Consider the following 12,531-nt stretch of genomic DNA (forward strand, 5'->3'; position numbering starts at 1 on the left):
TCATTCCTATACTAGACATAAGGTGTGTGAAGATAAATCATGAATAAACTAAGGAATCCCAGAACGATTTCCCTGATTTTTTGGATACTCATTACTCTCGTTTCTGTAGTGGCGATGCCTGATTTTGGTCAACTGGTAAAAGAAAAAGGACAGATTTCAATTCCTGAAACGGCACAAAGCCAGGTTGCTGCGATTATGTTGAAAGATATGGATAAGGATAGCGGGAATACCTATTCCATCATTGCTGTATTTAATAGTGGAGAAGATACACAAGCATTAACGAACCAGCAAAAGACGGAGATCGAATCCGTTTTATCCAACCTGAAAAATCAGAAAAAGCAACTGAATATTGAGACGATCACAAGCCATCTGGATGGTGAAGAGCAAGCCGATCGGCTTATATCCGAGGACCGAACCACGATCCTGACTCAAATCACCGTCACTAAAGATGAAAATATTCCTCTTTCGGAAGTGATTAGTCTGTTAAAAGAATCTTCAGCCATCCCTGATGTGGATACATATCTGACGGGAGCTGACCTGATCGATGATGATTTTGGTAAATCTATTGAAGACGGTGTGCAGAAAACAGAAATTATCGCAATCATTTTCATCCTCGTTATCCTGATTATTATTTTTAGATCGCCGATCATACCTGTTATTTCACTGCTCACGGTAGGTGTATCTTACGTTGTTTCATTAGCTATTGTGGGATATCTTGTAGATTGGTTTAACTTTCCATTCTCGAACTTTACTCAGATATTTATGGTCGTTATCCTCTTTGGTATTGGTACGGATTATAATATCCTGTTATATACCAGATTCAAGGAGGAACTAAGTAGACAAAATGGCGATGTGATTCTTGCGACCAAAACGACATTTAAAACAGCAGGCAGAACCGTATTGTATAGCGGCATCGCTGTATTCATCGGGTTTCTTTCACTCCTGCTTGCCAAGTTTCAGTTATATCAGGCAACCTCTGCGGTGGCGATCGCAGTAGCGGTTCTCATTATCGTCCTCAATACGTTGAACCCGTTCTTCATGGTTGTCATGGGCAAAAAAATGTTCTGGCCATCGAAAAAATTCGAAGGCCATGCGGACAGCCGACTGTGGGGATTTTTATCCCGCCAATCGGTACGAAGACCTTTCCTGGCAATCATTCTGGTTGCGGTGATTAGTGTTCCTTTATTATTCAGTTACAGTAATCGACTAAGTTATAATGACCTGTTTGAAGTCAATAATGACTACAATTCCAAACAGGGGATTAATCTTATTATGGAGCATTATGCACCAGGATTCTCAGCGCCAACAACATTGGTTGTGCAATCCGAGCAGGCAATGGACAATCAGACATTGCTGAAGGCACTGGATGATCTGACGGATAAGATGTCCAAGGTGGAAGGTGTCTCTGAGGTTTACAGTGTCACTCGACCAACTGGAGTCCAAATTAAAGAGTTGTATATTAACGATCAAGCAGAGGAGCTTAATCAGGGTATTGGTAAAGCAAACGATGGTGTGGGCGAAATTAAGGAAGGTTTGTCCTCTGCAGCTGGACAGCTTCAATCATCAAATGATTTAAGTAACGTACAGCTGTTGATTGACGGGACAAGCCGGTTGCAAGTTGGAGTAAATGCATTGGGAGACGCCATGAATCAGGTATCTGATGGGCTGAATAATGGGAAAGAAGGGGCAGAGACGTTGAAAAACGGACTTACTACCCTTAAAGAAAAGGTTGGAGTCCTGTCTAAAGGTGCCAGTGATCTGCAAAAAGGGTATACGCAACTTGAACAGGGATTTGGTTCCTTTAGTGGTACTTTCACAAGCATCAAGACAGCCATTAAGGGAGCGCTTGATGCCTATGCTCAGATCGAAGGCAGCATGACCCGTCTAATTGCGAATCATCCTGAGTTACAACCAGAAGAAGATGCTGTACAAGTGATTAGTATTTCTCAAGCGGCTCAAACCGAACTGAACGCGTTATACACACAGTTGGACCCGTTGATGCAGCAGTACAATGGGGCTATGGTTTCTTTCAAGAAAGCCAACGAGTCAATGGCTCAAATTAGTGGCGGTCTGACTCAGGTTGCTGTAGGTGTCGATCAGCTTGAAGACGGTGCTGGCGAGCTATCCAAAGGTTTGGCGACTGGAGCCAATGGAACCAAGCAGATAGCGGGTAAAACATTGGAAGTGAAAGATGGGCTGGGTCAGATTAATGAAGGACAGAGTCAGTTGTTAAGCGGTCTGAACGATTTGCAGGACAAAATGGGTGAGTTGAAATCCGGATTGACCGAAAGTACAAAAGGACTCTCAGATGTGTCGAAGGGTCTTGGTGATGCCGAAGATTATTTGGGTCATATTGGCCAGTCTGATGCTGCGAAAAGCTTCTACATTCCAGAAGAGGTATTAAAAGGAGAAGAGTTTCTAAGTTCGCTCGACATGTATATGTCTTCGGATCGGAAGACAGCGGAAATCTCCATCATTTTGACCGATAATCCATATTCGAAAGAAGCGATGGATGTTGTTCAAAATCTTAACAAGCAGTTGGAAACGGCTTTGGTTGGCACGGATTTGAGTGAGGCGAAAGTGGCACTGGGCGGCATACCGTCACAGAACCTGGATATGAAAGAATTATCCGGAGGTGATCTGAATCGGACGTCCATGATCATGCTGATTGGAATTGGATTGATACTTTTGTTCATTATTCGTTCGTTTTGGCAGACTGTAATCATTATAGGTGCATTATTCCTGACGTATTATGTGGCCCTTGGTCTGAATGAATTGCTGATGGTTGGCCCGCTTGGCGTTGACTATCTGAGCTGGAACGTTCCTTTCTTCAGTCTGATCATGATTGTTACACTTGGTGTGGACTACAGTATCTTCCTCATGATGAAATATCGTGAGATTGAAGGAGATCCAATTCATAAAATTACGGAAGCTTCCCGTAATATAGGAGGGGTCGTGATCTCGGCTGCAGTAATATTGGGAGGTACCTTCGCCGCACTAATTCCTTCCGGTGTTGTTACGCTGATTGAAGTAGCTATTTCTGTCATCATCGGATTGGTTTTGCTAAGTTTTGTCATGCTTCCAATCTTACTTCCGGCTCTAATCAGTCTATTACACAAGTTAAAAAACTGGGGTTCGGGGTCCGATCCCATAAACAAACAAATAAATAAATAAATCATCTTTATATCAAACGATTCCTGACAAACATGACGTCAGGGGTCGTTTTTTATTTTTTTATCCTATGAATTTTAACTAAGTTATCATAACAATGCGGGAAATAATCTAACGTGAAACAATGACGGATTCATATAGTTTTCTCAAACAAGAATAAGTATACTTACATAGAGTCTTGTTTGTATTAAATGGAGCTGATTGCAGCGCAAGTAGTTCTATTTTAAGGCGCAATGAGAATCAGTTGAGGATCAGCATTCATTTGCAACAACAGAACAGATTGTGAAAGGGGATAACTACGATGACAGCAACAACTATTATGGAACGTCTGAAGAGCGAGACAGCTCATTATCACAGACAAGTAGAACAGAACCCTTATGCAAAAGCCATTATGAATCAAACTGTGACTATAGAAGAATATAGAACATATTTAGAGAAATTTTATGGATTCCTGAAACCGCTGGAGGATCAGGCTGTACAACAGCCTTTCTGGGAAAGTACGGGACTGGATATTGAGATTAGAGGCAAGGCTGGACTGTTGGAAAAAGATTTACGAAATCTGGGTGCCAGTGAAGAAGAGATCATTCAACTTCCGCTCTGTGAAGAACTGCCGGATATTTCAACACCTGCCCGTTTGTTCGGATATCTGTATGTAATTGAGGGGTCCACGAACGGTGGACAGATCATGACCAAGCGTTTGTCGCAGTTCCTGCCCATTGAGGCTGATCGTGGATTGGAATATTTCAATGCTTACGGCTCAGAGACAAGAACAAGATGGAGCGAGTTTACAGGTTTGCTGCAGCAGTCCATCAGCACTCCAGAAGATCATGACAACATGGTACACAGTGCATCAGAGACATTCCGACTATTAGATCAATGGATTAATACGTAGGGCGGACTTTATTTCATATATTAAAAGGAAACTATATAAAGTTGAAATAATACATTTACACATAACGGAGAGGACAGAGAAAAGTTAAATAGACATGATGAAAAGAGGGCAGAAATGCCTTCTTTTTTGTGTCCAGGAATGTCTAAATTTCGTCACCGCAGACACAGGACAAGTGATATAATGATCCCTATGGATACACTTGTTCGTATTCTGTCTTGGAGGAGGGTGAGATAACGTTCTATGAAAGACAACTCAAGACAATTGGAATTTATGGAGATAGATCTGAGTGAAGAACCTGAAACAGCAGCAGTTCCGGTTCCTGATCGTTCAACCATTGTGCAGTCTGCACATGATACGATTCAGCATCGTGGAGGCATATTGTCCTCAGAGAAACGTTTTGTAGAGGAAGCAAAGCAGTGGGCAGAGATGGAGGGGGATGTATCCCCGTGGGTTCCCTTTATGAGTTACTGGCCAACGTATGGCGTGATGAATGAAGCCCAGCGCAAGTGGTATATGTTTTGGAGGAAGGAAGTGCGTCAGGGGAGATACCCGGATACCGATCTGTCCTATCTATTTGTTCATATCTACGAGTTAATTAACGGCATTGGCTGGCAGAATCCTCAGGATGGTTATGATCAATTGAAGCAGCTATGGGTGAACTACCGTGAACGGCTGCCCCAATTAAATATATATATGCAAGAGTGGATGGTCGATTATGTGCTGGTCCATCAGATGGAGATGTCCTTATCCGAGGTCATGGGCCTTTCGGGCGGATACCTGCCAGCAGAGATGCTGGATAGGGAGCTGCAACGCATTTTACAGGATAATGTATCGGATATATCGCTGAATATGCTGCAAAGATACTATGATTACGATATTACGCTCAGTAAATTCTACAGAGATGGCGGCAAAGAAGTGATGGAGCAGTACATCCCGCGGGTCATGGCCTTGGTTGATTCGTACCTGGAACGTACGCGACAAGTTGGACTGTTGCCTGAGTGTGATCCTAACGATGAACGCACGATGGAGCGCATTCTGTTTCGCAAAGCAGTCTATGATGATTCGATCTATGGAAGATCGGTATCGTTCAGATATATGCCCATAGGTGAACAGGCTGAATTTGTGCAGATGGTTACGCGGATCTATCGATGTACTGAAAATAAACTTCGTGAACTGCTCGGATTCAGAGGCAGATTGCGAGGACAGACTCTTGAACCCCTACTTGCAAATCTGATTGAACGTTACCTGGACAAAGCATATGCGATCGAGCAGGCGGAGTCTGTGGAACAACCGATGATTCGTATTGATACAGAGAAATTGGCATCTTTACAGCAGGAAAGTGAGTACGTGCGATTGGCGCTTACAATTGAGGATGATCACCCTTCTGAAGTGAAGGATGAAGAGGATAACAACGCAAATGTTACAAGTAATCCATTCGATGTACTGGAAGCAAGGGACGAGATCACTCCAACTGAAGGTTCCATGGAGTCGGAGCCATCGGCAGAAGAGATTGCAACAGGAGCGCAAGTAGAATCTATTAGGTTGCAGTGGGACGAGTCTACTGAGGCTGATCTGGATGAAGAATGGCTGCTCTTTGCCAAGGAATTATCCCCTCAGCAGGTGCAAACGATTCATGTTCTACTTGGCACAAGTCCAGATAGGGAACTGATGCGTCTGGCTGAGCAATATGGAACGATGCCTACGCTTCTGCTGGATGAAATTAATGATGTGGCTATGGAAACGATCGGTGATCTTCTGATTGATGGTGATCGGATTGTACCTGATTATATAGATGTGTTCGAACATGTGAAGAGGTGATACGCAGTGACAGAACTTAAAATACCAAAGCGGCTGACCACCGCGCTTGTAAATTCATTGACAGCTGGTGTTGTCCCGCGCATAGGACTGGAGCAGATTGCTGTTGGTCGGAAACCGGAAGTGGAAGCCATCTTGCGGGATATGGACAATATCGCCGAGGGAGGCGCAGCGTTTAAACTCATTACGGGTCGTTACGGCAGCGGTAAAAGCTTTCTTTTGCAGATGATTCGTAACTATGCGATGGATCGTGATTTCGTTGTGGCGGATGCAGATCTGTCACCAGAGCGTCGATTGGTGGGAACCAAAGGGCAGGGACTTGCGACATATCGCGAACTGATGACTCGTTTGTCTACACGCACACGCCCGGATGGGGGAGCGTTGGAGCCGATTTTGCAAAAATGGATCGCAGGGCTGCAACAATCCACGATGCAGAGTCAGAACTTGCGCCCGGATGATCCCGCTCTGCCGCTGGAAGTAGAGAAGCAGATCTATGCGGTGACGGGTGAGATGCAGAATCTGGTTCACGGCTTTGATTTTGCCAAAGTACTGGCGTCATACTGGAACGGGTACAAGCTGGCTGATGATGATCGCAAACAGGCGGCGCTTCGCTGGCTTCGAGGAGAATTTGCAACCAAAACGGAAGCGAAAAAAGAACTCGCTGTTGGAGTCATTATTGACGATGATAACTGGTATGACTACTTCAAATTGTGGTCTGAATTCACAGCGCGCATTGGTTACAAAGGATTGCTGTTGTTCATTGATGAAGCGGTGAATCTGTACAAAATTACAAACAGTGTCTCCCGCCAAAGCAACTATGAGAAATTGCTGACCATGTTCAATGATACGATGCAGGGCAAGGCGGAGCACCTGGGCATATTTGTAGGTGGTACGCCGCAATTTGTGGAGAATGAACGGCGCGGATTATACAGCTATGAGGCGCTTCGCTCCAGGCTTATTGATGGTCGTTATGCAGCCAAAGCGTATGCGAATTACACAGGTCCGATCCTGAAGCTGGCGATGTTATCGCATGAAGAGATTCTGATTTTACTTCAGAAGCTGCGGCAGATTCATGCCCTGCATTTTGGATACAGCGCAAGTCTGACGGATGAACAATTGGTTGATTTTATGCAAACGGCGGTGAACCGGCTGGGTGCGGATGAATTGCTGACCACGCGTGAAGTGGTACGAGATTTTATGGATGTTCTGCATACGTTACACCAGAATCCTGAAGTGACTTATACTCAATTACTTGGCGAGCGGGTTGCCAAACCTCAGGAAACGGGTAAAGGGGCAGATGCTTCCGCGAATACAGATGATCTGGACGACTTTCTGGCGGAGTTTGAATTATGAGTGATAATCCATTCTATCGGCTGGCGCCGTTTGTTCAGGAATTTATATATAAAAAAAGATGGGAATCGCTTCGTCCTGCCCAGATTGAGGCCTGCAATATCTGTTTTCATACCCCGCATCATATGCTGATTGCGGCGGGAACGGCCTCCGGCAAGACGGAGGCGGCTTTTTTTCCTGCATTGACCGAGCTGTATGAACGGCCTTCCAAGTCGGTTGGCATTTTGTACATTGGACCTCTGAAAGCCCTGATTAATGATCAATTCGAACGTCTTAAGGATCTGTTATCCGAAGGAAATATTCCGGTTTGGCATTGGCACGGGGACGTACCTCAGGCGGAGAAAACAAAACTGATGAAAAATCCGTCCGGTGTGCTCCAGATAACGCCAGAATCGCTGGAAGGTCTGCTCATGAATCGACCGAATGCAATCCCGGCGCTGTTTCATGACTTGCGATATGTCATCATCGATGAGGTGCATGCTTTCATGGGAGCGGATCGGGGCATTCAAGTACTCAGCGAACTTGCCAGAATCGAGCGTATGGCTGGCTGTGCACCGCGAAGAGTGGGCTTGTCCGCTACACTTAGTGACTATGATACGGCTACATCTTGGCTTGCTGCGGGAACGCAGCAGGGAGTGGATGTGGTCTCTTCCCCGGGCGGTCGCAAGCTGCGACTGCGGGTGGAACATTTCTCTTTTCCAGATGCACAGGACGAGGAGCAGGCGGAGCAGCTTCATAACGCACGCAAAGCGTACTACGACTTCATCTATGAGAGCACACATCGTAAAAAAGCGCTGATCTTCACCAACAGCCGAACGGATGCAGAAGTCACCATTCTTGAGATGCGGCGAGTCGCGGCTCGCAGGCAAGAGCGTGATGTGTTCCATGTACATCATGGAAGTATCTCGGCTATGCTGAGGGAAGAGACGGAAGCTGCCCTACGCACTGGATCGGGGCCTGCGGTTGCTGCGGCAACGGTCACGCTTGAACTGGGCATCGATCTGGGCGAACTGGAACGTGTGGTTCAGCTCGGTGCACCGTATAGTGCGTCTAGCTTTGTACAGCGTCTGGGACGTTCAGGGAGACGAGAGGACATGGCATCGGAGATGCTTTTTGTATGTCCGGAGGAAGAGGATGAGGAAGCGCAATTGCCAGCACGTATGCCGTGGACGTTGATGCGTGCGATTGCTGTTATCGAACTGTATGTAAAAACCAAATGGGTCGAGCCGCTTGAAGCCCGCAAAATGCCCATAGGTGTGCTCTATCATCAGACGATGAGCATGTTGAAAAGTATGGGGGAGGCGGAGCCGAGAGATCTTGCGGAAGCCATCCTTTCGCTGGCTCCATTTGCGTTGATTAGACCTGATCAATATCAGGTATTCCTGAATTACCTCATTGAGACGGATCATCTGCAATGGACAGAGGATCGAACATTGATCATCGGTCTGACAGGTGAGAAAATTGTGAATAATTATCGCTTCTACGCCGTGTTTAAAGACGATGAGGAACATAAAGTACTAAACGGCTCGGAAGAGATTGGTTCGATTACAACCGTGCCCCCACCTGGCTATTGCTTCTCGCTCGCAGGCAAACTGTGGAAAGTGGAAGAGGTCGATCACAAGCACAAGGCTGTGTATGTGAAGTCTGCAAAAGGTAAGGTAGATACGTTATGGCTTGGAGCGGGAGGAGATATTCATACGTCGGTAGTACAGAAAATGCGTGAAGTGTTGTCAGACTCAGTGATCTATCCCTATCTGTCACCACAAGCCGTCAATCGACTTGAACGGGCGCGCCGCCTAGCTCGTGAAAGCGGACTGTTAAAGCAGGTCGTGATTCCGGCAGGGGGGGATTCGATGTATGTTCTTCCTTGGGTTGGAAGTAAATCATTCCGTACATTGGAGCGCCTGATGAAGCATAATCTGTCCAAGAAACTTGCCTTGCGTTCGGTTGTGCCCATGGAGCCATATTATTTTGTAGTATCCGGCAAGGTCGACGAACGAACATTGTTAGCCGAGATCATGAGTGAGTGTCGAACGGCTGAAGACGCATCTGCGTTACTGGCTGAAGATGAAGCGCCTTATCTGGGCAAGTATGATGAATTTGTCGCGCCGCCTTTGATCCGTGAGGCTTTTGCTGTGGATGGGTTAGATTTAGATGGATTGAAGGCAGGTTTACAACAAACATTGGAGTGGGACTCCTCAAGCTCCAATCGGACATGACGTTTTTACGTAATCAGAATACTCGAAGTATAGTACAGCGATCGAAGCGACTCGGTGTAATAATTTAGTTCAACTTTTTATACGGAATAGGGTTGACACCATCTCACCTCCCATGTAATATATGAAAAGTCGTCACACACGAATTACATCAAATTGCATATATCATTTCGTATAACCTCGCAGGCCGAAAGTGTACACAGGGCGAGGGTCTCTACGGGAAGCCTATACTTCCTAACTACGATGCCAAGGAATCAATGTATTCCTTGCTCGTAGTTAGGATTTTTTGCATTTAGATGGTGTCTGTGACCTTGGCATGAACCAACATGCAGGCGTATTTTTCTTATCATCAGGAGGTTTATTCACAATGAAATATTATCTGTCCGTTCTCGCGGGAGCGATGAGCTATGGCATATTATCCACGATTGTGGTTCTGGCGTACGGCGAAGGGTATAAACTTGGAGAGGTTGTGGGAGCACAGCTGATCACGGGTTTTCTTCTATCCTGGATGCTCGCGCTATACACAAAATTTAGAACAAAACGTAAGTCACAGGCAAATGGCAAAGCATCAGGAGCCGTGGCACAGGTATTCAAGCGGTTGACGTGGAAACAACGTCTGATATTGATGGCTGCTGGAACACCAACGGTAATAACAGGTCTCGTGTATTATCAGTCTTTGCGTTACATTCCGGCTTCACTTGCCATTATCCTGTTGTTCCAGTTCACTTGGATTAGTGTATTGATTCAGGCGATAAGCAAACGTCAACGTCCAGACAAAGTCACATTCCTGACGTTGATCATTCTGTTTGGCGGAACTTTGCTGGCAGCCGGTTTCCTGGAACAGGGACTGGGTGAGTTCAACGGTCTGGGTATTGCACTTGGATTAATGGCAGCCGTAAGTTATTCCCTGTTTGTATTGTTCAGCGGCAAAGCGGTTCCTTCAGCACATCCAGCCTTCCGCAGTGCGTGGATGGTTACAGGCGGATTGATCCTGCTGTGCATTTTGTTCCCACCGACATTCCTCTTTAACGGATTGATCTGGAGCCAGTTGCTTGTATTTGGATTGCTGCTTGGATTCTTCGGGGCATTCATTCCACCAGTACTGTTCGCTATCGGCGTTCCGCATATTGGTGGTGACATGGCCGGAATCCTGGGTGCAGTGGAGCTTCCAATTGCAGTATTGTTATCCTCAATCGTGCTCCATGAGCATGTCAGCGGATTGCAATGGTTCGGAGTTATTATTGTACTCACTGGTGTAGCCCTGCCAGAGTTGTATAAATTACGCATGAGACGAAGTCGGAATACACCGATCTATTCCTGAGTTATACAAAAAGGGATATTGCGAAGCATGAACGGGAATACCCGTAGATAAGCCTGAGAAATCAGGCTTTTTTGATTGAAATATTTTTGCTCAATCGCAATAGCCCAGAGGGGTCATTTTCAATGCCATGTGAATCAGGTATGCTTAAAGAATACATCCGTCTGTTAATAGAATATTGATGGGACATCGAATGAGGAGTGTTTATATGAAAAGCTGGTTTGGAAAAACATGGCCTTGGTTAACGCTGGGTCTGACCGTTGTTGTACTGCTTGGATCATTTTTGGTTTATTTTATGGGCAAAGACGTATCCCCGGGATCGGGAAGTGCAGTAACTGCACAAGCTGAGACTCCGGAGGATTTGAAGGGATATGAAGTCATTGATGTGGACGTGAGCAACGATGGTTTTGGACCAGACGTTATCGAGGTGAAAGCTGGCGTACCGACCAAAATCAACTTTATTCTGACCCGGTCGGTGACACATGTGAAATCAGTGGGATCACAAAAGCTTGGCATGGATCTATACATGCAAAAGGGACCCAATTATTATACGGTCGACAAAGATCTGCCCAAGGGAGAATATGAGATCCATTGCGGCATGTACATGATATATGCAACGATTAAGGTCGTATAAGCAGAAGGAGCAAGGTTTCGGGTCACCGAGCTTTGCTCCTTTTTTTGGTGCGTGATATCATGAGAAAGTGGGTAAAATCGATCAGGAGGTGGCGAAATGAAAGCGCTATTTATTGGAGGGACAGGCACCATCAGTACGGCCATTACGGAGATGCTTGCACAGCAAGGCTGTGAACTTTATTTAATTAATCGTGGCAATCATAACGATGACTTACCTAGTGAGGTCAACGTACTTCAAGCCGATATTAATGACGAGGCACGTGTAGCGGAACTGATTGCTGATCTGGAATTTGATGTTGTGGCAGACTTTATCGCTTTTGTACCGTCTCAATTGGAGCGAGATTACCGTTTGTTCAAGGATAAAACCAAGCAGTTTATATTTATAAGTTCAGCATCAGCGTATCAGACTCCTCTGGCCGATTACCGGATCACGGAAGGTACGCCCTTATCGAATCCATACTGGGAGTATTCTCGCAACAAGATTGCCTGTGAAGACTATCTGATGAAACAATACCGCGAGCATGGGTTTCCTGTTACCATCGTGCGTCCGAGCCATACGTATGGCGACAAATCGGTACCTCTCGGTGTTCATGGTGCTCAAGGCAGCTGGCAGGTTCTCAAGCGTATCCGTGAAGGAAAACCCGTTATCATCCACGGAGATGGCACCTCACTGTGGACCATTACGCACAATACTGATTTTGCCAAAGGGTTTATTGGGCTTATGGGAAATATCCATGCCATTGGTGAATCGGTACATATCACCTCGGATGAATCCGTCACCTGGAATCAGATTCATGAGATTATAGCTGGTGTGTTGGGCGTTAAGCTTCATGCGGTGCATGTACCCTCTGAGTTCTTGGCCGCATGCAGTGATCAGGATCTTCGCGGCGGATTGCTGGGTGACAAAGCCAATACCGTTGTCTTTGATAACAGCAAGCTGAAGCGGCTTGTTCCGGAATTTGTAGCAACGACAAGAGCTGATCAGGGCATTCGACGTACGATTGAGCACATTCTGGCGCATCCTGAATTACAGACCGAAGATCCGGAATTTGATGTATGGTGTGACAAGGTCGTTGGCGCACTAGACGAAGCGTTATTAAAGATCAGAGATGAGAAATGAGAAGTAAGGCGTTCAT

Annotated in this window: 8 protein-coding genes and 1 riboswitch; all 8 genes read left to right on the top strand. The window is 45.9% G+C overall.

Annotation, left to right across the window (positions count from 1 at the left end):
• Window positions 1–39 precede the first annotated feature (39 nt).
• The 8 genes from NST38_RS13645 (at window position 40) to NST38_RS13680 (ending at window position 12,515) form a co-directional block, all read left to right on the top strand.
• A complete protein-coding gene (locus NST38_RS13645) occupies window positions 40–3,174 on the top strand; it encodes an MMPL family transporter (protein WP_076249502.1) in 3,135 nt (1,044 codons plus the stop codon).
• Between the two features lie 298 nt (window positions 3,175–3,472).
• The gene (locus tag NST38_RS13650) at window positions 3,473–4,063 is read left to right on the top strand and encodes a biliverdin-producing heme oxygenase (protein WP_076249501.1); all 591 of its coding nucleotides are present in this window, start codon (window positions 3,473–3,475) and stop codon (window positions 4,061–4,063) included.
• A 240-nt stretch (window positions 4,064–4,303) separates the two neighbouring features.
• On the top strand, window positions 4,304–5,881 hold the full coding sequence (locus tag NST38_RS13655; RefSeq protein ID WP_076249500.1) for a TerB N-terminal domain-containing protein: 1,578 nt from the start codon (window positions 4,304–4,306) through the stop codon (window positions 5,879–5,881).
• A gap of 6 nt (window positions 5,882–5,887) precedes the next feature.
• Window positions 5,888–7,231, top strand: coding sequence for an ATP-binding protein (locus NST38_RS13660; RefSeq protein ID WP_076249499.1), 1,344 nt, complete (start codon window positions 5,888–5,890; stop codon window positions 7,229–7,231).
• Window positions 7,228–9,447 carry a DEAD/DEAH box helicase gene (locus NST38_RS13665; RefSeq protein WP_076249498.1) on the top strand — a complete coding sequence of 740 codons (2,220 nt, stop codon included), beginning with the start codon at window positions 7,228–7,230 and terminating at the stop codon, window positions 9,445–9,447. The genes NST38_RS13660 and NST38_RS13665 overlap by 4 nt, the downstream gene beginning before the upstream one ends.
• Window positions 9,448–9,594: 147 nt before the next feature.
• Window positions 9,595–9,705: riboswitch (purine riboswitch) on the top strand.
• Between the two features lie 106 nt (window positions 9,706–9,811).
• The gene (locus tag NST38_RS13670; RefSeq protein WP_076249497.1) at window positions 9,812–10,765 is read left to right on the top strand and encodes an EamA family transporter; all 954 of its coding nucleotides are present in this window, start codon (window positions 9,812–9,814) and stop codon (window positions 10,763–10,765) included.
• A gap of 205 nt (window positions 10,766–10,970) precedes the next feature.
• Window positions 10,971–11,396 carry a cupredoxin domain-containing protein gene (locus NST38_RS13675; protein WP_017688751.1) on the top strand — a complete coding sequence of 142 codons (426 nt, stop codon included), beginning with the start codon at window positions 10,971–10,973 and terminating at the stop codon, window positions 11,394–11,396.
• A 96-nt stretch (window positions 11,397–11,492) separates the two neighbouring features.
• Window positions 11,493–12,515 (top strand): SDR family oxidoreductase, encoded by a 1,023-nt coding sequence (locus NST38_RS13680; RefSeq protein ID WP_076249496.1) that lies wholly within the window; start codon window positions 11,493–11,495, stop codon window positions 12,513–12,515.
• Window positions 12,516–12,531: the final 16 nt, after the last annotated feature.

The organism is Paenibacillus sp. FSL H8-0104, from assembly GCF_038050215.1.
Classification (GTDB): Bacteria; Bacillota; Bacilli; order Paenibacillales; family Paenibacillaceae; genus Paenibacillus; species Paenibacillus amylolyticus.

Bases quoted from the DNA above. Each gene is read 5' to 3' on its own strand.
- NST38_RS13645 (WP_076249502.1), top strand. From the start codon at position 40: ATGAATAAACTAAGGAATCCCAGAACGATTTCCCTGATTTTTTGGATA.
- NST38_RS13650 (WP_076249501.1), top strand. From the start codon at position 3,473: ATGACAGCAACAACTATTATGGAACGTCTGAAGAGCGAGACAGCTCAT.
- NST38_RS13655 (WP_076249500.1), top strand. From the start codon at position 4,304: ATGAAAGACAACTCAAGACAATTGGAATTTATGGAGATAGATCTGAGT.
- NST38_RS13665 (WP_076249498.1), top strand. From the start codon at position 7,228: ATGAGTGATAATCCATTCTATCGGCTGGCGCCGTTTGTTCAGGAATTT.
- NST38_RS13670 (WP_076249497.1), top strand. From the start codon at position 9,812: ATGAAATATTATCTGTCCGTTCTCGCGGGAGCGATGAGCTATGGCATA.
- NST38_RS13675 (WP_017688751.1), top strand. From the start codon at position 10,971: ATGAAAAGCTGGTTTGGAAAAACATGGCCTTGGTTAACGCTGGGTCTG.
- NST38_RS13680 (WP_076249496.1), top strand. From the start codon at position 11,493: ATGAAAGCGCTATTTATTGGAGGGACAGGCACCATCAGTACGGCCATT.